The sequence below is a fragment of the Streptomyces sp. RPT161 genome (assembly GCF_027533845.1).
Lineage (GTDB): Bacteria > Actinomycetota > Actinomycetes > Streptomycetales > Streptomycetaceae > Streptantibioticus_A > Streptantibioticus_A silvisoli_A.
On record NZ_JAPZVN010000034.1, the window covers coordinates 1 to 21,613 of the forward strand.

Below are 21,613 nucleotides of genomic sequence, written 5' to 3' on the forward strand. Positions count from 1 at the left end.
ACCCCGTCCTGAGCCCTCATCGGACACACAGGTGTCCGCGGCACTCGTCGAGGCGGAGATGACAACGTACTGGAGCGGGGCGCCCGGATGCAAATCCGGGCGCCCCGCTCGTTGACGATCCGTCAGACCTCTACGACCACAGGCAGGATCATCGGGCGACGGCGGTAGGTGTCGGAGACCCACTTGCCGACGACCCGTCGGATGAGCTGCTGCACCTGGTGTGGTTCCAGAACGCCGTCCTCGGCGGACCTGAGCAGCGACTCCTCGATCTTCGCCACCACCGGTGCGAACGCCGCGTCCTCAATGCCCGAGCCGCGCGCCTGGATGTCGGGGCCGCCAACGATCTTGCCCGTCGTGCTGTCCACCACGACGAAAATGGAGACGATGCCCTCGTCGCCGAGAATGCGGCGGTCCTTGAGCGAGGTCTCGGTGACATCGCCGACGGACAGACCGTCGACGTACACATATCCCGCCTGCACCTTGCCGGTGATCCTGGCGACGCCGTCGACCAGGTCCACGACCACGCCGTCCTCGGCGATGACCGTGCGCTCCTTCGGAACGCCGGTGGCGATTCCGAGATCCGCGTTGGCCCGCAGATGGCGCCATTCACCGTGCACCGGCATGAGATTGCGCGGCTTGCAGATGTTGTAGAAGTACAGGAGCTCACCGGCCGACGCATGGCCGGAGACATGCACCCGGGCGTTGCCCTTGTGGACGACGTTGGCGCCCCAGCGGGTCAGCCCGTTGATGACCCGGTACACCGAGGTCTCGTTGCCGGGGATCAGCGAGGAGGCGAGCACCACCGTGTCGCCCTCGACGATCCGGATCTGGTGGTCGCGGTTGGCCATCCGGGAGAGCGCCGCCATCGGCTCGCCCTGCGAGCCGGTGCAGATCAGCACGATCTCCTCGTCCGGCAGGTCGTCCAGCGTCTTGACGTCCACCACCAGGCCGCCGGGAACGCGCAGATAACCGAGGTCGCGTGCGATGCCCATGTTGCGCACCATCGAGCGGCCGACGAACGCCACCCGGCGCCCGTACTCGTAGGCCGCGTCGAGTACCTGCTGGATGCGGTGCACGTGGCTGGCGAAGCTGGCCACGATGATGCGGCGCTCGGCCTTGGCGAAGACCTGACGCAGTACCGGCGTGATGTCGCGCTCGTGCGGGATGAAGCCGGGGACCTCCGCGTTGGTGGAGTCCGACAGCAGCAGGTCGATGCCCTCCTCTCCGAGCCTGGCGAAGGCGGGCAGGTCGGTGAGGCGGCCGTCCAGCGGAAGCTGGTCCATCTTGAAGTCGCCGGTGTGCACGACCATGCCCGCGGGGGTGCGGATGGCGACGGCCAGGGCGTCCGGAATGGAGTGGTTGACGGCGACGAACTCGCAGTCGAAGGGGCCGATGCGTTCCCGGCGGCCTTCCTCGACCTCCAGCGTGTACGGCCGGATGCGGTGCTCCTGGAGCTTGGCCTCGATCAGGGCGAGGGTGAGCTTCGAGCCGATGAGCGGGATGTCGGGCTTCTCGCGCAGCAGGAACGGCACGCCGCCGATGTGGTCCTCGTGACCGTGGGTGAGGACGATGCCCACCACGTCGTCGAGGCGGTCCCTTATGGAGGTGAAGTCGGGCAGGATCAGATCGATTCCGGGCTGCTCCTCCTCCGGGAAGAGCACCCCGCAGTCGACGATCAGCAGTCGGCCACCGAATTCGAAGACCGTCATGTTGCGGCCGATCTCACCGAGGCCGCCGAGCGGGGTGATGCGCAGGCCGCCCTGCGGCAGGGCAGGGGGCGCCGCGAGATCAGGGTGCGGATGGCTCAAAAGTATCTCCTTACCACTCGCGCCACGTGCCCTACGCGGGTTCGTGGCGCGAGTGCGTCGTGCTGTGTTTCCGGTCCGGTATTCAGTTGTGAAGTCTTTTGCTAGAGCTGTACCCCGCCCGCGGCGAGATCCCTCTTCAGCTGCTCGGTCTCGTCCTCGGACAGTTCCACCAGGGGCAGCCGTAGCGGCCCGCCTGGCAGGCCCTTCAGGCCGAGGGCGGCCTTCACCGTGATGACGCCCTGGGTGCGGAACACGCCGGTGTAGACGGGCAGCAGCCGCTGGTGGATCTCCAGGGCCTTGGCCACGTCGCCCGCGAGGTAGGCCTCGACCAGGGAGCGCAGCTCGGGCGTGACCAGGTGGCTGACGACCGAGACGAAGCCGACCGCGCCGACCGACAGCAGCGGCAGGTTGAGCATGTCGTCGCCGGAGTACCAGGCCAGGCCGCTGCGCGCGATGGTCCAGCTGGCCCGCCCGAGGTCGCCCTTGGCGTCCTTGTTGGCGACGATGCGCGGGTGCTCGGCGAGCCGGACGATGGTCTCGGTCTGGATCGGGACACCGCTGCGGCCGGGGATGTCGTAGAGCATCACCGGGAGGTCGGTGCTGTCCGCGATGGCGGTGAAGTGCCGGTACAGGCCCTCCTGGGTGGGCTTGCTGTAGTACGGCGTCACGGTGAGCAGGCCGTGGGCTCCGGCCCGTTCGGCCTGGCGGGCGAGTTCGACACTGTGCCGGGTGTCGTTGGTGCCGACACCGGCGACGACGAAGGCGCGGTCGCCGACCGCTTCCCGTACCGCCCGCACCAGCTGCTCTTTCTCCGCATCGCTGGTGGTCGGGGACTCGCCGGTGGTGCCGTTGACGATCAGGCCGTCGTTGCCTGCGTCCACCAGATGGGCGGCGAGGCGCTGTGCGCCGTCGACGTCGAGGGCGCCGTCCGGGGTGAACGGCGTGACCATTGCGGTCAGGACCCGCCCGAAGGGGGTCTGCGGTGTGGAGGTCGGAGCCATGGGTCCAACGCTACTCGTAGCGAGTACGGGGGTGTCCCCTCGGGGACCTTCGCGGCTGCCCCAAGAGGCTGCTCAGAGGATTCCGGCGCTGCCTGCTCGGGGGTCCAAGCAGCACCGGAATCCGTTTCTGCAGCCTAGATGAACTTCACCAATACCCGCAATTTGGACACTTGAGGCACTGGTTCGACGGCCCGTGTGTCAGCGCACGTCAACTGGTGTCCGCACTACGGGGCGATACGTCCGTTGGCGTTGAAGGCCGCGTGGGTCAGCGGCATGAGCTTGGCCCACTCCGCCTCCATCTTCTCGCCCACCATCTCGATCTCCCGCTGCGGGAACGAGGGCACCTTGGCCAGCTCGTGCTGGGTGCGCAGACCGATGAAGTGCATCAGCGAACGCGCGTTGCAGGTGGCGTACATCGAGGAGTACAGGCCGACGGGGAGCACCGAGCGGGCGACCTCGCGGGCCACACCGGCCGCCAGCATCTCCTGGTAGGCCTCGTACGCCTGACGGTAGGAGTCCTGCATCACGCGTCCGGTCAGTTCCTGCTGCGCGGGGGTGCCCTCCACGAACACGTACTTACCGGGACGGCCCTCCTGCACCAGCTTGCGGCTCTCGTCCGGCACGTAGAAGACCGGCTGCAGCTCGCGGTAGCGGCCGGACTCCTCGTTGTACGACCAGCCGACGCGGTGCCGCATGAACTCCCGGAAGACGAAGATCGGCGCGCTGATCAGGAAGGTCATCGAGTTGTGCTCGAACGGGCTGCCGTGCCGGTCGCGCATCAGGAAGTTGATGAGCCCCTTGGACCGTTCGGGGTCCTTGGCCAGCTCGTCGATGGACTGCTCCCCCGCGGTTGACACTCGCGCCGCCCACAGCACGTCCGAGTCCGCCGCGTTGTGCTTGACCAGTTCCACGGTCATGTCGCTGCGGAACCGTACAGCGGTCTCAGTGGAGGTGTCGGTCACCAGTGGTCCTTCCTGCCTGCGGTTGTCGCCTGGGGACGCCCAGGGGGCGGCGCCAAGCTTACGTCGAAAAATCCCCGGAGATTCCGGGGGAAACGGGCACTACCGGGCGGCTTCGTACGTTTCCAGGCCAGACGCCGAAGCAGGCGCGAGCCCACGACCAGGGAGGGTGCCCTATGTTCCGCCGGGGAGAGCCGGTTCCGTTCGCCTTCGTCGCCGAGGCGGACCGCTTCCGAAGCAATGTGACCCCTCCCCCGCGCGAACGTGCCACCCGCGTCCAGCTCGCCGGGCGCATACTCGCGACGGTCACCGTGGTCGCCTCCCTGGTGGGTGCCGTCGTCCTCGGCATGCCCGCGTTGGAAGTGCACCAGCCGGGCACCACCGGCCAGCATTCGGCGACAGCCGCCCAGCACCGCTAGCGCCACCCGGCGCCGCGCCCGCTGTCGCAGAGCAGGCATCGGCGCCCAGCCGCGCCTGACCGGCCGCTGAACGGCGCTGGTAGCCTCACCCGTCACAGAGCCACCCATGCCTGTCCGACGGAAGGGACGTCGACGCCGTGCCCCTGTCCTTCCTCACCGCCGACGGCGGCCACGACCAGCCTTCTGACGCCGCTCCCACCGCGCGGCACCATGCCGCCAGGGACTCCGAGGACCACTGGTGGCGGCCGTACCGGCCGGGCCCATGGCGGGTGGCGATCGCCTCGCTGCTGTTGGTGATCGCCTCGTACCTGCTGTTCGCCGGGGTGATCGTGGCCGCGGCGGGCCGCCTGACCGGTGCCGGGCTGAGCATCGGCACCGCGGTGCTGGTGATCGCCGGGGCGCTGCGGTCGCTGCGGATGGGCGTCTGGGTGAGCGGCCGGGGGCTGCGGCAGGTCGGCCTGCTGCGTACGGTGACGGTGCCGTGGGGGCGGGTCAGGGCGGTACGCACCGCGCAGCAGCCGGTGAAGTGGCTGGCGCTGCCGCGCACCGTGCAGGGCCAGGCGCTGGTGCTCCAGGCTGCTGACGGCGCGGAGCCGCGCACCCTGATCACCGACCACAACGCGGACTTCCTCGGCCGCTCCGACGCCTTCGACCTCGCGGCGGACGTGGTGGAGGACTGGGCGACCCGCTCGCGCGGCTGAACCAGGCGGTGCGGCGGCACGGGGCCGCCGCCCCCGGGCGGGTGCCCTACCCCCGTACCGCCTTGCCGTCGTGCAGGGCGATGGCCCGCTGCATCGCCTTGCGGGCGCGGGGGGTGTCGCGGGCATCGTGGTAGGCGACGGCCAGCCGGAACCAGCAGCGCCAGTCCTCCGGGGACGCCTCGGCCTCCGCCTTGCGCCGGGCGAACACCTCGTCCGCGGAGGCCCGGTCGATCCGGCCGCCGGGAGTGCGCGCCAACTCGTCCACCGGCAGGCCGCCTTCGGCGTCCAGCTCCTTGGCGAGCTGGTCCGCCCGGTGCGCGAAGCGGGTGGTCTGCCACAGGAACCAGGCGCCGATCAGCGGAATGATCAGCACGGCCACGCCGAACACGACGGTGATCGGGGTGCCCTGCTCGATGAGCACCACGCCCCGGTCGCCGGCCAGCACGAAGTAGACGACCAGGACGGCGGCCAGGACGAAATACGTGATCTTGGCGCGCACGTCCCTCAGTCCAGATCCATGAAGTGTTCGAGCCCGAAGGTCAGCCCCGGCACCTCGCCGACCCGGCGGGCGGCCAGCAGGATGCCCGGCATGAAGCAGCTGTGGTGGAGCGAGTCGTGCCGGATGGTGAGCGTCTCGCCGGTGTCACCGAACAGCACCTCCTGGTGCGCCAGCAGCCCGCGCAGCCGGACCGCGTGCACCGGCACCCCGTCCACGTCCGCTCCACGGGCGCCCTCAAGGCCGTGCGTGGTCGGGTCCTGCTGGGGCGCGATGCCCGCCTTCTCCCGTGCCGCGGCGATGAGTTGGGCGGTACGGGTCGCCGTACCGGACGGGGCGTCCGCCTTGCCGCGGTGGTGCAGCTCGACCACCTCGACGGACTCGAAGAAGCGGGCGGCAAGCTGCGCGAACTTCATGCCGAGCACCGCGCCGATGGAGAAGTTCGGCGCGATGAGCACACCGGTGGACGGCGACTCGGCCAGCCAGCCGCGCAGCGTGGCGAGGCGCTCCTCGGTCCATCCGGTGGTGCCGACCACCGCGTGGATGCCGTGGCGCACGCAGAACTCCAGATTGCCCATCACCGAGTCGGGGTGGGTGAGTTCCACGACGACCTCAGCACCCGCGGCGGTCAGCACGTCGAGCGAGTCGCCCCGCCCGAGCGCGGCCACCAGCTCCATGTCGTCGGCGGCCTCGACGGCACGTACCGCCTCGGAGCCGATGCGTCCGCCCGCGCCGATGACGGCTACCCGCAGCTTGCTGCTCATCTTTCGCGATTCCTCCGGTTAGGGGGCTTCAGTCCCGGCCGCGCTCAGGCCACGGCCTCGTGCAGCCGCGCCGCCTGCTTGCCCAGCGGGCCGATCGCGGCCAGCGACGGGCGGGCGTCCAGCACATCACGCGCCACCGCCCGTACGTCGTCCGGGGTGACGGCGGCGATCTTGGCCAGCATCTCGCCCACCGACAACTGCTCGCCCCAGCACAGCTCGCTCTTGCCGATGCGGTTCATCAGGGCCCCGGTGTCCTCCAGGCCAAGCACGGTGGAGCCGGACATCTGCCCGGCGGCCCGCCGCAACTCCTCGTCCGACAGACCGTGTTCCACGATGTCGTGCAGCTGGTCGCGGCAGATCTTGAGCACCTCGCCGGTCTTGTTCGGCGCGCACCCCGCGTACACCCCGAACAGGCCGCAGTCGGCGAACGAGGTGGTGTACGAGTACACCGAGTAGGCAAGGCCGCGCTTCTCCCGGACCTCCTGGAACAGCCGGGAGCTCATGCCGCCGCCCAGCGCGGTGTTGAGCACGCCGAGCGCCCAGCGCCGCTCGTCGGTGCGGGACAGTCCGGGCATGCCGAGGATGACGTGCGCCTGCTCGGTGCGGTGGTCCAGCAGCTCGACGCGTCCGACGCCGCGCACCGTACGGGCGCCGGAGCGTGGTGGCGCCGGCAGCGCCATGGGGTCGCCCAGCGCGCCCGCCCGCTCGAAGGCGCGGCGCACCTGGCGTACCACCTTGCCGTGGTCGATGTTGCCCGCGGCCGCGACGACCAGGTTCGGCGCGCCGTAGTGCCGGTCGTAGAAGCGGGCGATCTGGTCCCGGGTCAGCGCGTTGATGGTGTCGACCGTGCCGAGCACCGGACGGCCCAGCCGGGAGTCGCCGAGAACCGCCGTGGTGAACAGGTCGTGCACCTGGTCGCCCGGGTCGTCCTCGGTCATCGCGATCTCTTCGAGGACCACGCCGCGCTCCGCGTCCACGTCCTCGGCGGTGATCAGCGAGCCGGTGAGCATGTCGCAGATGACGTCGATGGCCAGCGGCAGGTCGGTGTCGAGCACCCGCGCGTAGTAGCACGTGTACTCCTTGGCGGTGAACGCGTTCATCTCGCCGCCGACCGCGTCGACCGCCGCGGAGATGTCCAGCGCGGTACGCCGCTCGGTGCCCTTGAAGAGCAGGTGCTCCAGGTAGTGCGTGGCGCCGTTGAGCTTGGGCGTCTCGTCCCGCGAGCCGACGCCGACCCATATCCCGAACGTCGCCGAGCGGACGGTCGGCAGGGTCTCGGTGACGATCCGCAGGCCGCCGGGGAGGACCGTCCTGCGGACCGTGCCGCCGCCGTCCTCGCCCTTGAGCACGGTGCGGGTGGTGGTACGGGGGACGGCCCGCCCCTCGGAAGAGGTGCGGGCCGTCCCACGGTGCGTTGCCGAGGTCACTTGGCGGACTCGTCCTTCGCGGCCTCGTCCGCGCCGTCCTCGCCCTCGATGACCGGGATCAGCGACAGCTTGCCGCGCTGGTCGATCTCGGCGATCTCGACCTGGACCTTGGCGCCGACTCCCAGCACGTCGTCCACGTTCTCCACCCGCTTGCCACCGGCGAGCTTGCGGATCTGCGAGATGTGCAGCAGACCGTCCTTGCCCGGCATCAGCGAGACGAACGCGCCGAACGTGGTGGTCTTGACGACGGTGCCCAGGTAGCGCTCGCCGACCTCGGGCATCGTCGGGTTGGCGATGCCGTTGATGGTGGCGCGGGCGGCCTCGGCGGCCGAGCCCTCGGAGGCGCCGATCAGCACCGTGCCGTCGTCCTCGATGGCGATCTCGGCGCCGGTGTCCTCCTGGATCTGGTTGATCATCTTGCCCTTGGGGCCGATGACCTCGCCGATCTTGTCGACCGGGATCTTGATGCTGATGATCCGCGGCGCGTTCGGGGACATCTCGTCCGGAACGTCGATGGCCTCGCTCATCACGTCCAGGATGTGCAGTCGCGCGTCCCGGGCCTGCTTCAGCGCGGCGGCCAGCACCGAGGCGGGGATGCCGTCGAGCTTGGTGTCGAGCTGCAGCGCGGTGACGAACGTCTTGGTACCGGCGACCTTGAAGTCCATGTCGCCGAACGCGTCCTCGGCGCCCAGGATGTCGGTGAGCGTCACGTAGTGCGTCTCACCGTCGATCTCCTGCGAGATCAGGCCCATGGCGATACCGGCGACCGGGGCCTTCAGCGGCACACCGGCGTTCAGCAGCGACATGGTCGACGCGCACACCGAGCCCATCGAGGTCGAGCCGTTGGAGCCCAGCGCCTCGGAGACCTGGCGGATGGCGTACGGGAACTCCTCGCGGGTGGGCAGCACCGGGATCAGCGCCCGCTCGGCCAGCGCGCCGTGGCCGATCTCGCGGCGCTTGGGCGAGCCGACGCGGCCGGTCTCACCGGTGGAGTACGGCGGGAAGTTGTAGTTGTGCATGTAGCGCTTGCGCGTCTCGGGCGACAGCGTGTCCAGCTGCTGCTCCATGCGCAGCATGTTCAGCGTGGAGATGCCCAGGATCTGGGTCTCGCCGCGCTCGAACAGCGCCGAGCCGTGCACCCGCGGCACGACCTCGACCTCGGCGGACAGGGTGCGGATGTCGGTGACACCGCGGCCGTCGATGCGGACCTTGTCCTTGATGACGCGCTCGCGGACCAGCTTCTTGGTCAGCGCGCGGTAGGCGGCGGAGATCTCCTTCTCGCGCCCCTCGAACTGCGGCAGCAACTTCTCGGCGGCCAGGGCCTTGACCCGGTCCAGCTCGGCCTCGCGGGCCTGCTTGCCGGCGATGGTCAGGGCCTGGGCCAGCTCGTCGCGGACCGCCTCGGTGAGCGCCTCCAGGACGTCGTCCTGGTAGTCGAGGTAGATCGGGAACTCGGCGGTGGGCTTGGCGGCCTTGGCGGCGAGGTCCGACTGGGCCTTGCACAGCGCCTTGATGAACGGCTTGGCAGCCTCAAGACCGGCGGCCACGACCTCCTCGGTCGGCGCCTCGGCGCCGCCCTCGACCAGCTTGATGGTCTTCTCGGTGGCCTCGGCCTCGACCATCATGATCGCGACGTCGCCGTCCTCGAGCGTGCGGCCGGCGACGACCATGTCGAACACGGCCTCTTCCAGCTCGCTGTGGGTCGGGAACGCCACCCACTGGCCGCGGATCAGCGCGACGCGCACGCCGCCGATCGGGCCGGAGAACGGCAGACCGGCGAGCTGCGTCGAGGCGGAGGCGGCGTTGATGGCGACCACGTCGTAGAGGTGGTCCGGGTTGAGCGCCATCACCGTGGCGACGACCTGGATCTCGTTGCGCAGGCCCTTCTTGAAGGACGGGCGCAGCGGGCGGTCGATCAGTCGGCAGGTGAGGATGGCGTCCTCGGAGGGGCGGCCCTCACGGCGGAAGAACGAGCCGGGGATCCGCCCGGCCGCGTACATCCGCTCCTCGACGTCCACCGTCAGCGGGAAGAAGTCGAGCTGGTCCTTGGGGTGCTTCGACGCGGTGGTGGCCGACATGACCATGGTCTCGTCGTCCAGGTACGCCACGGCGGAGCCGGCGGCCTGGCGGGCGAGGCGGCCCGTCTCGAAGCGGATGGTACGGGTGCCGAAGGAGCCGTTGTCGATGACGGCGTCGGCGTAGTGGGTCTCGTTCTCCACTATGGGGATTCTCCTTGTGTCTGCCCCCGGGCAACCGCCCGGGGACCCTCTGCGGTGGAGCGCCGCACGTGTGCCGACCCACGGTCCCGGCCGGGCCGGTCTTCGATCGAAGCCACCGGGTGCCGCGCTCGCGCGCTGCCCGGGGGCCACTACCGAGGACCGGCGCCTCTGGCACCGACTCGGCGGTCGGCTGGCGCGGGCGCTCCTCCTTCTTCCGAAGCCTCTACCCGAGGCTTCTCCGGTGTGAAGTTGTCTTCTGTGCGAAGTCGCCTTCGTCAGGTGGTACCGGGGCCAGCCTACAAAGCTTGCGGTCCGGGCACATGCGTGGCGTGGTCACACATACGGCAAAGGGAGCGGCCCCCAGGTCTGGGAACCGCTCCCTCCACGACGTCTTACTTGGCGCCCGCCGCACCACGGCGGATGCCGAGGCGGTCGACCAGGGTACGGAAGCGCGTGATGTCCTTCTTCGCCAGGTACTGCAGCAGGCGGCGGCGCTGGCCGACGAGCAGCAGCAGACCACGGCGGGAGTGGTGGTCGTGCTTGTGGGTCTTCAGGTGCTCGGTCAGGTCCGAGATGCGGCGGGTCAGCAGCGCGACCTGGACCTCGGGGGAGCCGGTGTCGCTCTCAGAGGAACCGAACTCGGTGACGATCTGCTTCTTCGTGGCGGCGTCGAGCGACACGCGTACTCCTTCGAGTGGTCGTTGTCCGCGAGTGCCCCTGGTCTTCATCACAGACGGGTCTTGGATGACTCGGCGGACAGGCCGCATGCGGGCATGCAGCGGTCACCCAGAGTACCAGCCGCTACCCGGAGGTCATCCCGCGGGCCGCCGCGTACACGTTCAGCACCGCCAGGCACAGCGGTACCAGGGAGAGCAGCACGGCGCCCTCCACCAGGTCGAGCAGTCGGCCCCAGAACGGGGAGACGCCCTTCTTCGGCACGATCAGCGCGATCGCGGTGAGCAGCCCGGCGCCCGCGGCGACGCTGGCCGCCAGCCACACGGTACGGATGTCGACCTGGGCGCTGTTCCCGGTGAGCAGGTCGCGCACCAGGCTCGACGGGGGGTTGAGGGACAGCCCGAGCACCAGCAGGCCGATCGCGGCGATCCCGGCCACCAGCAGGCAGGTCACCTGTGCGGTGTAGCGGAAGAGCCGGGCCCGCAGCAGCGTGGCCGCCCCGACGGCCAGTGCAAGCAGCTGCGCCCAGAGGGAGTGCGTGAAGCCGAGCACCGCGGCGCAGCCCACCACGACCGCCGAGCAGCCGCCGACCAGTCCGAGCAGCATCTCGTGGCCGCGCCGGGCGCGGGCGGCGATCCGCTCCTCGTCCACCGGCTCGTCCCGGCCGTCGGCGCCCTCGGCGCGCGGCGCGGTGTAGCCGATCGGCAGCCGGGCGAAGCGGGCGGACAGCGAGGGCAGGAAGGCGGTGACCGCGATCGCCGCGACGGCGCACGTGGCGGCGGTGTCGCTGGCGGACGCCTCGGTGAGGATCCCGACGAAGGTGGCCAGGGTGCCGACGCCGGACACGAACGCCGCCGCCACGAACGGGGCATCACCTTGCGGGGTGAAGGCGATGAGCAGCGCTGACACCACCAGCACGGTGACGCAGCCCAGCAGGAACTGCAGCCGCCCCTGTCCCTGTCCGGGGTCGGCGGCGACGATGCCGGATCCGGCGATCATCAGCAGCGGCAGCGCGGCCAGCCCGAGCGCGACGGCGGAGCCGCGATCGTCGTAGACCCGGGCACGGACCGCCGACAACGCGGTGAGCAGCACCCCGGCCGCACCCGCGATGACGCCGGGCAGGCTGTGCATGTCGTGCCGCACCGGGTCGGCGAACCACAGCACGAAGCCCATCAGGACCAGCAGCAGCACACCGCCGACCAGTCCGGCCGCCCGCATCAGGTCGTCGTTCCAGCGCCGCCGGTCTCGGGTGACGGCGGAGGCGACGGCGTCCACCACGTCGTCGTAGACCGCGGGCGGCAGCGACTCGGCGAACGGGCGCAGGGAGAGCAGTTCGCCGTCCAGCACGCGCTGCGCGGCGAGCGAGCGGGCGCCGTCGAGCACCGTGCCGTCCCGCCGCACCAGGTGCCAGCCGGTGGGCGCGCCGTCCGGCTGCGTCTGTCCGGACAGTCGCAGGATCTCAGGGTACACGTCGGCGAGCGCGATGTCCTCCGGAAGGGCGACATCGATACGGCTGTCGGGTGCGACGACGGTGACCCGGCAGAAGCCGGTCCCTGCGGTCGTGCTCACCTCGCGGTTCCCCCTAGTGTGCGTACGGTGCGGCAGGTGCGGGTGGTCACCCTATCGGGATGGCGAGTTGGCATGCCCAGTAGGATCGGCCGTCGCGCGGAGGGAGGCCGTCGCCACGGGGGCGCCGGTGCGGAACTTTCGTCTCCGCATTGAGGATTGATGCATCGGTGAGTGTGGTCGTCGTCAAGCGCCCGCCCCGGGCGGTGCCGCCCGAGGTCCCGACCGACGAAGTGCGACTGGAGACCCCTCCCGAACTGCCCAGAACACAGGACCAGGGCATGTTGATGGCCCTGTTGCCGATGCTCGGCATGGCCTCGTCGGCCGCCTTCTTCTTCATGCCGGGCCAGCAGGCGTTCATGAAGGTCATGGGCGGACTGATGGTGGCCTCCACGGGCGCGATGGCCGTCGCCCAGGCGGTCAAGATGCGCCAGGGCCCCAGCGGCCAGATGTCGCAGGCCCGCCGCGACTACTTCAAGTACCTGGCGCAGGTGCGCAAGCAGGTCCGCAGGACGGCGGCGACCCAGCGTGCCGCCCAGTTCCACCAGCACCCCTCCCCCGACCAGCTGTGGTCACTGGTCGCCGAGGGCAAGCGGGTGTGGGAACGCCGCATCAACGACGAGGACTTCGCCCAGGTGCGCATCGGCCTCGGCCCGCAGCAGCTGGCCACCCCGCTGGTCGCGCCGACCACCGCCCCGGTGGACGAACTCGAACCGCTGACCGCCGCCGCGATGCGCCAGTTCCTCTCCGCCCACGGCGCCCTCGACGGCCTGCCGATGGCGGTCAGCCTGCGCTCCTTCTACCACCTGACCGTCTCCGGCGCCCCCGACTCGGTCTACGGCAGCGCCCGCGCCCTGCTCGCCCAACTCGCCGCCCTCCACTCCCCCGAGGACCTGGTCATCGCGGTCGTGGCGGGCCGCGGCGCGGCGTCGGAGTGGGAGTGGACGAAGTGGCTCCCGCACACGCAGCTGCCGGGGGCGCTGGACGGGGCGGGGGCGCGGCGGTTGTTCTCCGACGACCTGATCGAGCTGGAAGAACTGCTGTCCAAGCACCTGGAGGGCCGACCGCGGTTCCACCGCAGTGGTGAACTTCTCCTCGACCAGCCGCACGTGGTGGTCGTCGTGGACAACGCCACGGTGCCCGCGGAGTCGTTGATCGCCAGTCCCGAGGGGCTCCAGGGCGTCACCGTCGTGGAGGTGGTGGCGGGTGAACTGTACGAGCCGAGTGGGGCGTTGTCGGTGATCGTGCAACCCGGGCGGCTGCGCACCGAGACCGCCGACGGCATCGTGTACGAAGGCTCCCCCGACTTCCTCAGTGACACCGAGGCGACCGCCCTGGCCAGGCAGCTCGCACCGCTGCGGGTGGGCAGCGGGGACGGTGAGGAACCCCTGCTGACGAACCTGGAGTTCACCGATCTGCTCGGGCTCGGCGACGCCGCCTCGGTGGACGCCGCACGGACCTGGCGGCCGCGCTCCCACCATGAGCGGCTCCGAGTTCCGATCGGTGTGGGCCAGGACGGCCAGCCGGTGATGCTCGACCTCAAGGAGGCGGCCCAGGAAGGCATGGGACCGCACGGCCTGTGCGTCGGGGCAACCGGTTCGGGCAAGTCGGAGCTGCTGCGCACACTGGTACTCGGCCTCGCGGTCACCCATTCCTCCGAGACGCTGAACTTCGTCCTCGCCGACTTCAAGGGCGGCGCGACCTTCGCCGGTATGTCCGAACTGCCGCATGTAGCCGCCGTCATCACCAACCTGGCCGACGACCTGACACTGGTCGACCGCATGCGCGACTCGATCACCGGCGAGTTGCAGCGCCGCCAGGAGTTGCTGCGCTCCGCGGGCAACTACGCGAACATCCACGACTACGAGAAGGCCCGGGCGGCGGGCGCACCGCTAGAGCCGCTGGCTTCCCTGGTGCTGGTGATCGACGAGTTCAGCGAACTCCTCACCGCCAAGCCGGACTTCATCGACATGTTCATCCAGATCGGCCGAATCGGCCGGTCGCTGGGTGTCCATCTGCTGCTCGCCTCCCAACGCCTGGAAGAAGGACGACTGCGCGGGCTCGACACCTACCTGTCGTACCGCATCGGTCTGCGCACTTTCTCCGCGGCGGAGTCCCGGGCGGCGCTGGGCGTCCCGGACGCCTACCACCTGCCGTCGCTTCCGGGTTCGGGGTACCTGAAGTTCGGTACGGACGAGATGGTGCGCTTCAAGGCGGCCTACGTCTCCGGCGCCTACCGTTCCGGCGTCACCCATTCCGGCACCGAGTCCCTGCCGGTGGAGAAGCGTCCCGTGCTGTTCACGGCGGCGCACGTGCCCGTGACCTACGCGATGCCCGAACCCGGTTTCTCCCTGCCATCGCGAAACGATGACGACTCCTCGCTGACCGACACCGTTCTCGACGTGATAGTGCAGCGGCTCGAAGGACAGGGTCCACCGGCCCATCAGGTCTGGCTGCCGCCGCTGGACAAGGCGCCCTCGCTCGACGAACTGCTCCCGCCGCTGGCTCCGGTGGAAGGCCGTGGCCTGACGGCTCGGGAGTACCCGCGCCCCGGCGGACTGGTCGTTCCGCTGGGCGTCGTGGACAAGCCGTTCGAGCAGCGGCGCGACACCCTCTACCGGGACTTCTCCGGTGCGGCGGGCCACATGCTCGTGGTCGGTGGTCCGCAGTCCGGCAAGTCGACGCTGCTGCGCACGCTCATCAGTGCCTTCGCGCTCACCCACACTCCAGGGGAAGTGCAGTTCTACGGGCTGGACTTCGGTGGCGGCGCGATGAGCTCCATCGCCGATCTGCCGCATGTCGGCGGTACCGCTTCGCGTCTCGACCCGGAGAGGGTGCGCCGTACGGTGGCGGAGGTCGCCGGAATCCTCGCGCGCAGGGAGGAGTTCTTCCGCGCCCAGAGCATCGACTCGATCACCACGTATCGTCGCCGCCGCGCCGCCGGAGACCTTCCCGACGAGAGTTGGGGCGATGTCTTCCTCGTCGTCGACGGGTGGGGCGCCTTCAAGCAGGACTACGAGATGTACGAGCCGGTGGTGACGGACATCGCGCAACGCGGCCTCGGCTACGGCATCCATGTGGTCATCAGCGCTTCCCGGTACATGGAGGTGCGGCCCGCGCTCAAGGACCAGATGCTCAACCGCCTCGAACTCCGCCTTGGCGACCCACTGGACTCGGAGTTCGACCGCAAGGTCGCCGCGAACGTCCCGGCGGGGGTCGCCGGTCGCGGTCAGCTCCCCGAGAAGCTGCACTTCATGGCTGCGCTACCGCGGATCGACGGATCCAGCACGGTGGAGGACCTGTCGGACGCCACCGCGGCCATGGTCCGCACCGTCGACGGCGCATGGGCCGGCCCGCACGCGCCGAAGGTACGGCTGCTGCCGCGCATGCTCCCGGCCGACGAACTGCCCAAGGGGTTCGAGTTCCCCGACCAGGGCTTCGCCATCGGCCTGGACGAGAACAACCTCGCTCCGGTCTTCGTCGACTTCGAGACCGACCCGCTCTTCGTGGTCTTCGGAGACAGCGAGTCCGGAAAGTCCTCTCTCCTGCGGCTCATCGCCAAGCAGATCTCGGAGCGGTACACGCCGCAGGAGGCACTCATCGTCGCGGGCGACTACCGGCGTTCGCTGCTCGGTGCGCTGCCGGAAAGCCATCTGCTGGAATACGCCCCGATGGCGTCCTCGCTCGAACTCCACATGAACGAGCTCAACGCCCTGATGCAGCGGCGTGCACCCAAGCCGGACGTAACCCCGCAGCAGTTGCGTGACCGCAGTTGGTGGCAGGGCCCGCAGTTCTTCATCATCATCGACGACTACGAACTCGTCTCCACCGGGCCCAGCAACCCGATGTCGGTTCTGGTGGAGAACCTTCCGTTCGCCCGGGACGTCGGCATCCGCTTCATCATCGCCCGCAGTTCCGCGGGAGCGAGCCGCTCGATGTACGAGCCGTTCATGCAGCGCCTCAAGGAACTCGGCGCCCAGGGCGTGGTGTTGTCAGGCGACCCGGGAGAAGGGGAGATCCTGGGCAACGTCCGCCCGCGCCCGATGCCGACCGGCCGTGGCTTCTTCGTCTCACGCAAGCGCGGCACACCACTGGTCCAACTGGGCTTCCTGCCCGAGCAGTAGCCACCGCGGCGCTGACCATCGCCACGATGCGATGGTCAGCGCCGTTTGCTAGCGTCGATTGTTCGTCTGCCACCAGGAGGGGGACCGGGATGTCCGGCGACAAGGGGGACTTGAAGTCGAGCTCCCAGAGCAAGAAGGACGCCGTATCGGCGCTGAAGGGACTGGAAGAGGACCTCAAGACAGACGGCAGTTGGGCGGACAGCTCTACGCACGACGCCGTCAACACGCTCAAGGGGTGGGACACCGCGACAGGGCTCAAAGACGCGCTGACCGAATGGGGCCAGCAGGTGAATGACCTACGCAACCGCTTCCTGGGAGAGCAGACGGCCCTGGGCAAGACCAACACGCTCTTCGTGGGCAACGACGGTGACACCTCCGGCCAGTTCTCCATACAGCCGCGGATGCCGCTGTCACCGCAGGACCAGTACCCGCCGTTGGTCCTCAACCCCAACCCCACCTCGAAACTGTCGGACTACTAGGGGTAACCGTGCCTACGTACCAGCAGGTCATCAGCGCGGACCTGTCGAAGCTCACCGATGCCGCCAAGAAATGGGACGAGATGGCAGGCAAGTTCGACACCATGGCGACCACCTACAAGAACAAGGTGCAGAGCACGGGTGTCGACGGCAGCTGGTCAGGTCTCAGCCAGCAGGCGTACGCCCCCGCGTCGATCAAGACCCTCGCTGACATTAACGCCGCCAAGAAGGAGGCGACGGCCGTCGCCTCGCTACTGCGCCAGGCGGAGGGCAAGCTCAGCGAGCTCCAGGGCAACGTCAAGAAGGTCGTCTCGGACGCCGAGCGCGCGGGCATGAAGGTGGACGAGAACGGCATCGCGTCCTTCGACTACAGCAAGGTGCCGGCACACGAGCAGAACTCCATCGCGCACGACCCGGACCTCCACGAGGTGGAAGGCCAGTGGACCCGCCGCGTTGCCGACGCCGTCCAGGCCGTCAACGACGCGGACTACGGCATCAAGCTCGCCCTCCGGGACGCCTCCAACTACCAGCCCCTAAACCTCAACGGCGTCGCCTTCAACGCCAACGCCGACGGCGACCTCGAACGCGACGAGGGCCACCAGGCCGCCAACCTCGCACTGGAACTCGACTCCAAGGGAAAGCTATCCAGCGAGGACATGCAGAACCTGGAAAGGCTCATGCGCGCCAATTCGCATGACAAGGACTTCGGCCAGACGCTTCTCACCGACCTCGGGGCCGGCGGCACCATCCAACTCACCAACCGGCTCAACGACCTCGCGTACTCCACCGACAAACGGAACCAGACGCAGTACCTGAGACTGGAGACCGGCTTCGCAGACAGCCTCGCGGCGGCCACCAAGGATCCTGGGTCTTCCTTTTACAAGCGGTGGCACGATGATCTACAGAAGGCGGGAGTCCAGGAGTACCGGCTCCCCATCGACGACGTTCCCGGGTGGTACAACGTCCGCGGATACCAGAGTTTGGTGTCCCTCATGCAGCACGGGAGCGGTTACTCTCATCAGTTCCTTGACGACCTGGGCGACGATCTGATCAGCGCCGAGAAGAAGGACAAGGACATATGGCATCTGAAGGATTCGTATGTGGACGCCGGCCATGCATGGGGTCTCGCAAACGATCCACTCGACGGCGTGCTCGGCATCATGAGCCACGATCCGGGTGCCGCGACCTCATTTCTTGACACGCGAACCAGCGCGGGCCAAAGCCGCTTCGACTACCTAGTCAAAGACCGCGACTGGAACATCGTGGATCACACTCGCTGGCAGGGGAACATAGAGATTCCGACGTCTCCGTCCATGGACCCCAACGGACCCAGGGGTTTCGCGGCAGCACTTGAAGCCGCAGCCACCGGGCGACCGTTCGGCGATGACGGCCCCCCGATCAGGCACTCGGACGCAAGTGCCGCGATCATGCGACACACGGTCGACCTCTTCGGCAACGACCCCACGCTTGTCTCCAAGGAAGGCAAGTTCGCCAGCCTCCGAAGCAATCTGGGCGACATGACCGCCGAGTATATGGCTGACTTCCAGCAAGCCATGTACCGAGGCCAAGGAATAGCCACATTTGGCACTAGCGCCGGCCTATCTGGACTTCCAGTAGATGCATTTCTCGCCACCGTCGGCCAAGACCCGCACGCCTACGCCGCCATTACCGCAGCACAGCAAGCATGCACAAGCAACCTCGTCAATGACGCCATCAACGGACCGGCGAGCTCCGCACTTTCCGTCGGCGACCGCGTACACAATGCTGTAGCGCCCGGCGCTCATATCGCAGGCATCATGAGCGCGGCTCGCGCCGAAGCGATTCACCAAGCCCACACCGCAAGCGACAAGGCCTTCAACGACAATGTGGACCTGGTCGACAAATGGGTAACACGGGGGCTGAGTATGGGCGTGTCGAAAATCCCCTCCGAGATCCCCGTTCTCGGCACTGCTACTGCCTGGCTACAGGATGATGTAAACCAAAGCGTGATGAACACAATCCACCATGACACCACGGCAGCAGCGCAGCACGAGGCAGGCCACGAATACGATGCGGGTCAGAACGCCGTAATCGCTGCTTCCCAGGCGGCAGTTGTACGAGCAGTCAGGAATGGCAACTACTCCCCTCAGGACGTAGCAGGCCTTCAGAACGCTGCCGGTACGGCCGCTGGAGACAGTTTCGGAGCGGGGGCCGTACAGCAGCAGGCACGCAATTCATAAGAGGCGTCAAGGAAAATAAATGACTGTGCACGCGACCCTTGCCAATCCCCTCCAGCGAGCTTCTTTCATTACGTCGTTTCTGCTATTGGGTACAGCACTAACCGGCTGTTCGACTGGCAACGCCAGTTCCGCACCGGAAAATCTATGCGGAATGAAAGTCGACAAGCCCCTGTACGCTCCTCTGTTTCCGAGCGGAAAGAAGGTAACAGAAACAGGGGGGTTCACCAACCAAGATGCATATGCCGCCCAGAGCGGCAGCCGTCAGTCCTGTTACTACTGGGTCGACGGAAAGATCGCCGTAAGTCTCTACACATGGTCGGCCGACTCGACTTCCGGCCAGCCCAAAGCAAGCATCGCCAACGTAGCGCATGACGACGATGCAGCAAGCAATTTCAGGAAGATCGACGGGAAGTACGACTCCGCCTCCTGGAACGGTGGCGAAGGAAAGACCTCAGGGGCTGTGACAGGCTGCCCGATCCCTCAGAAACAAGGAGAGGAGCAGTATTCTCTGCTGATCAGAAGGATTGACGGCACCAGCAAGGACGAGCAAGTGTTGAGGAAACTCATCAATCCGGCGATGCAGGCTTTGCTGGACATGCGCCCATGCCAGAAAAGCAATTAGCCGCCCAATATGGCTGCGAGCACTCGTCAAAGCTGTGGGGGGTGGACACCGGTTAGTAGGGCATCCGCCCCCCACCGTGCGAGGCCTCGCTCAGGCGCTCAGGCGTGGAAGTAGCCCGACGCCTTCTTGTCCGTCGCGTGGTAGCTGGCGTGAGCCTTCTCGACCCTGCTCGCGACGTCGTTCAGGACGTTCTTGATGTGTTCCGTCCGCTGCCGCCAAACAGTGTCGGCCTGGACGAACGCCTGGCGTGCCTCGCCGTCCCAGGTCTGGGACACGCTTTCCACCTCGGCACGCAGGCCGTCCAGCTCGCCCGCCAGAACCTTCGCGGCGTTCCTCAGAGTTTGGGCGGCCTCCTGCAGCGAGGAGTAATGAACCTTGAGATCGAGGTCAGACATCATGCCCCCTGATGTGAAGTCAATTGCTTTGAGTGCGGCGTTGCGTGGCTTGATCCCGTCAAGCCGGAACCGGCCTAGTAACCGGCGAGGCCGCTCCTCAGGTCCCCGGACAGGTTGACGCGCTTGAAGTCGTCGGTCACCTGTTCGTCATTGGCATGGGTGCCGACCTTGGTGTCGTGCACGGCCTGCTTGATGACGTCCAGTGCCTTGCGCAGAGCCAGGTGATCGTCATTCAGGTCCTGCTGCGCCTTGGTGAACGCCGAGGCACCGAGGCCCTTCCAGTCCGCCTGCAGCTGGGCGAGCATGTTCGACAGGTCGCCCAGCTGCTTGGTCATCGAGTGGCTGGTGTCCTCAATCCTCCGTTCGAGCTTGTGAATCCGCTCGTAGTTAAGCGACGTCTGCTGGGTCATTAACTGCCTCCCCCATGATTTTTCGGACTCCGCGGGTCACTATGTGCGACTCGCGTCGATCTGACACGCGCGCGGAAGTGAGCGCGGACGTAAGCCTCTCGCGTCACTCTAGTAGGTGGACACGACAATCCCAACACGCCTATATGCTGGGCAAGTTAGGCCGCCCTACGTCGCACCACGAATGCCGCCACGCCGCCTACGACAACGGCCGCCCCAAGACCGAGCAGGACCCACAGGGTCGTGTTGCCGCTCCCTGCGGCGGCCGCGGCTTCCCCGTGCTGCGGTGCCGACGACACGGCCTGCCCGGCCTTCGAGGGCGCCGGAGAGGGCGACCCCGACGCCGGTCCGTTCGGCAGTGGGTAGACGTTGGCCGCGCCGGGGTCGCCTTGGTGCTCGAGCAGGACCATCCGGGGACGCACGAACCCGTACCCGACGTACTCGCTCGGCACCTTGCCTTCCGTCGGCCTGCCAGCCGTCTCGATCAGGGCGCGCAGCACCTGGTTCCCGGTCCAGTCCGGGTGAGCGGACCAGACAAGGGCAGCGGAGGCAGAGGCGAGGGCAGTTGCCTGGCTGGTGCCCCAGCTGGAGCAGTACCCCCCGCCGTCTGGGCACCACATGGGAATATCGTCCCCGGGAGCGGTCAGGGCGACCTGTGGTCCGTACGTGGACCACTTCGTCACGGTCAAGCTCTTGTCCACCGCGCCGATACCGACGACACCGGGCAAGGATGCTGGCGCCTCAGCCAAGTTGGCCTTGTCCCCGGTGTTGCCAGTCGAGGCAAATAGCAATGCGCCTTTTTCGTCAGCGTAGTTGATAGCCGACTGCATCGCTTGGTACTCGCCATCCACAGGGCTACCGAACGACATGTTGATGATTCGAGCCCCATGGTCCACCGCGTAGCGGATTCCTCTGGGTATGGCACTGGCCGCGGTGGCACCGGAGTCATATCGCAGAGGCAGGATCTTCGAGCCGGGAGCAAGGCCTTGGATACCGCCAGCGGCGGCCGACCCCGCAATCAGCTCGGCCATTTCCGTCCCATGGCCGTCCCGATCACTCACCTCGCCGGCCTTCGAGTCGCTGAGGTTCTCTCCTTGCAAGACCTTTCCGCGCAAGTCAGCCGCCGAAGAGTCCACCCCGCTGTCGATGACGGCGACCGTCACCCCCTGCCCCGTGCTCACCTTCCACATGCTCTCTGCCTGCATGACGTCCAGATACCACTGGTGGGAGCGCGCATCATCGGCGAACGCCGGTGAAGTCATACCGACGGAGAGCGTGCCCCCGGAGAAGAGAACTGCCAGCAATGGTGCGAGCCATTGACGTTTCGCTCTCACG

At 68.0% G+C, this 21,613-nt stretch carries 18 protein-coding genes; 6 read left to right on the top strand and 12 right to left on the bottom strand.

Features of this window, described 5'->3' with window-relative positions:
- Window positions 1-122: 122 nt before the first annotated feature.
- The 3 genes from O5O46_RS33550 to thyX all read right to left on the bottom strand — a co-directional run bounded on the left by O5O46_RS33550 (window position 123) and on the right by thyX (window position 3,771).
- On the bottom strand, window positions 123-1,808 hold the full coding sequence (locus tag O5O46_RS33550; RefSeq protein WP_269859452.1) for a ribonuclease J: 1,686 nt from the start codon (window positions 1,806-1,808) through the stop codon (window positions 123-125).
- Between the two features lie 101 nt (window positions 1,809-1,909).
- Window positions 1,910-2,809 carry a 4-hydroxy-tetrahydrodipicolinate synthase gene (gene dapA / locus O5O46_RS33555; RefSeq protein ID WP_269859453.1) on the bottom strand — a complete coding sequence of 300 codons (900 nt, stop codon included), beginning with the start codon at window positions 2,807-2,809 and terminating at the stop codon, window positions 1,910-1,912.
- A gap of 224 nt (window positions 2,810-3,033) precedes the next feature.
- On the bottom strand, window positions 3,034-3,771 hold the full coding sequence (thyX, locus tag O5O46_RS33560; protein ID WP_269859454.1) for an FAD-dependent thymidylate synthase: 738 nt from the start codon (window positions 3,769-3,771) through the stop codon (window positions 3,034-3,036).
- A gap of 173 nt (window positions 3,772-3,944) precedes the next feature.
- On the opposite strand from thyX, the gene O5O46_RS33565 reads away from it, so the two are divergent.
- On the top strand, window positions 3,945-4,187 hold the full coding sequence (locus O5O46_RS33565) for a hypothetical protein (RefSeq protein ID WP_269859455.1): 243 nt from the start codon (window positions 3,945-3,947) through the stop codon (window positions 4,185-4,187).
- 137 nt (window positions 4,188-4,324) lie between these two features.
- Window positions 4,325-4,888: a hypothetical protein gene (locus tag O5O46_RS33570; RefSeq protein WP_269859456.1), complete on the top strand. Its 564-nt coding sequence runs from the start codon at window positions 4,325-4,327 to the stop codon at window positions 4,886-4,888.
- A gap of 46 nt (window positions 4,889-4,934) precedes the next feature.
- Here O5O46_RS33570 and O5O46_RS33575 read toward each other — a convergent pair whose 3' ends face one another.
- From O5O46_RS33575 to eccD, 6 genes are all read right to left on the bottom strand, one after another.
- Window positions 4,935-5,387, bottom strand: a complete 453-nt coding sequence (locus O5O46_RS33575) for a hypothetical protein (RefSeq protein ID WP_269859457.1) — start codon at window positions 5,385-5,387, stop codon at window positions 4,935-4,937.
- 5 nt (window positions 5,388-5,392) lie between these two features.
- Complete coding sequence (gene dapB, locus O5O46_RS33580; protein ID WP_269859458.1) at window positions 5,393-6,148, bottom strand: 4-hydroxy-tetrahydrodipicolinate reductase; 756 nt, start codon at window positions 6,146-6,148, stop codon at window positions 5,393-5,395.
- A 44-nt stretch (window positions 6,149-6,192) separates the two neighbouring features.
- Window positions 6,193-7,575: a M16 family metallopeptidase gene (locus O5O46_RS33585; RefSeq protein ID WP_269859459.1), complete on the bottom strand. Its 1,383-nt coding sequence runs from the start codon at window positions 7,573-7,575 to the stop codon at window positions 6,193-6,195.
- Window positions 7,572-9,794, bottom strand: coding sequence for a polyribonucleotide nucleotidyltransferase (locus O5O46_RS33590; protein ID WP_269859460.1), 2,223 nt, complete (start codon window positions 9,792-9,794; stop codon window positions 7,572-7,574). Before O5O46_RS33590 ends, O5O46_RS33585 begins: the two co-directional genes overlap by 4 nt.
- Before the next feature lie 392 nt (window positions 9,795-10,186).
- The gene (rpsO, locus tag O5O46_RS33595; protein WP_269859461.1) at window positions 10,187-10,474 is read right to left on the bottom strand and encodes a 30S ribosomal protein S15; all 288 of its coding nucleotides are present in this window, start codon (window positions 10,472-10,474) and stop codon (window positions 10,187-10,189) included.
- Between the two features lie 121 nt (window positions 10,475-10,595).
- Window positions 10,596-12,038, bottom strand: coding sequence for a type VII secretion integral membrane protein EccD (gene eccD / locus O5O46_RS33600; RefSeq protein WP_269859462.1), 1,443 nt, complete (start codon window positions 12,036-12,038; stop codon window positions 10,596-10,598).
- A gap of 167 nt (window positions 12,039-12,205) precedes the next feature.
- On the opposite strand from eccD, the gene eccCa reads away from it, so the two are divergent.
- The 4 genes from eccCa to O5O46_RS33620 all read left to right on the top strand — a co-directional run bounded on the left by eccCa (window position 12,206) and on the right by O5O46_RS33620 (window position 19,476).
- The gene (gene eccCa / locus O5O46_RS33605) at window positions 12,206-16,159 is read left to right on the top strand and encodes a type VII secretion protein EccCa (protein WP_269859463.1); all 3,954 of its coding nucleotides are present in this window, start codon (window positions 12,206-12,208) and stop codon (window positions 16,157-16,159) included.
- Between the two features lie 89 nt (window positions 16,160-16,248).
- Window positions 16,249-16,638: a hypothetical protein gene (locus tag O5O46_RS33610; protein ID WP_269859464.1), complete on the top strand. Its 390-nt coding sequence runs from the start codon at window positions 16,249-16,251 to the stop codon at window positions 16,636-16,638.
- An 8-nt stretch (window positions 16,639-16,646) separates the two neighbouring features.
- The gene (locus O5O46_RS33615) at window positions 16,647-18,854 is read left to right on the top strand and encodes a hypothetical protein (RefSeq protein WP_269859465.1); all 2,208 of its coding nucleotides are present in this window, start codon (window positions 16,647-16,649) and stop codon (window positions 18,852-18,854) included.
- A gap of 19 nt (window positions 18,855-18,873) precedes the next feature.
- On the top strand, window positions 18,874-19,476 hold the full coding sequence (locus O5O46_RS33620; protein ID WP_269859466.1) for a hypothetical protein: 603 nt from the start codon (window positions 18,874-18,876) through the stop codon (window positions 19,474-19,476).
- A gap of 98 nt (window positions 19,477-19,574) precedes the next feature.
- Here the strand turns inward: O5O46_RS33620 and O5O46_RS33625 are convergent, their stop codons facing one another.
- The 3 genes from O5O46_RS33625 to O5O46_RS33635 form a co-directional block, all read right to left on the bottom strand.
- Window positions 19,575-19,874 (bottom strand): WXG100 family type VII secretion target, encoded by a 300-nt coding sequence (locus tag O5O46_RS33625; protein ID WP_269859467.1) that lies wholly within the window; start codon window positions 19,872-19,874, stop codon window positions 19,575-19,577.
- 71 nt (window positions 19,875-19,945) lie between these two features.
- Window positions 19,946-20,281 carry a WXG100 family type VII secretion target gene (locus O5O46_RS33630; RefSeq protein WP_269859468.1) on the bottom strand — a complete coding sequence of 112 codons (336 nt, stop codon included), beginning with the start codon at window positions 20,279-20,281 and terminating at the stop codon, window positions 19,946-19,948.
- Between the two features lie 155 nt (window positions 20,282-20,436).
- Entirely contained in the window at window positions 20,437-21,612 is a 1,176-nt protein-coding gene (locus tag O5O46_RS33635) for a S8 family serine peptidase (RefSeq protein ID WP_269859491.1), read from the bottom strand.
- Window position 21,613 lies beyond the last annotated feature (1 nt).

Coding starts and splice junctions, on each gene's coding strand:
- O5O46_RS33620 (WP_269859466.1), top strand. CDS start 18,874: ATGACTGTGCACGCGACCCTTGCCAATCCCCTCCAGCGAGCTTCTTTC.
- dapA (WP_269859453.1), bottom strand. CDS start 2,809: ATGGCTCCGACCTCCACACCGCAGACCCCCTTCGGGCGGGTCCTGACC.
- O5O46_RS33610 (WP_269859464.1), top strand. CDS start 16,249: ATGTCCGGCGACAAGGGGGACTTGAAGTCGAGCTCCCAGAGCAAGAAG.
- O5O46_RS33625 (WP_269859467.1), bottom strand. CDS start 19,874: ATGATGTCTGACCTCGATCTCAAGGTTCATTACTCCTCGCTGCAGGAG.
- O5O46_RS33565 (WP_269859455.1), top strand. CDS start 3,945: ATGTTCCGCCGGGGAGAGCCGGTTCCGTTCGCCTTCGTCGCCGAGGCG.
- O5O46_RS33630 (WP_269859468.1), bottom strand. CDS start 20,281: ATGACCCAGCAGACGTCGCTTAACTACGAGCGGATTCACAAGCTCGAA.
- dapB (WP_269859458.1), bottom strand. CDS start 6,148: ATGAGCAGCAAGCTGCGGGTAGCCGTCATCGGCGCGGGCGGACGCATC.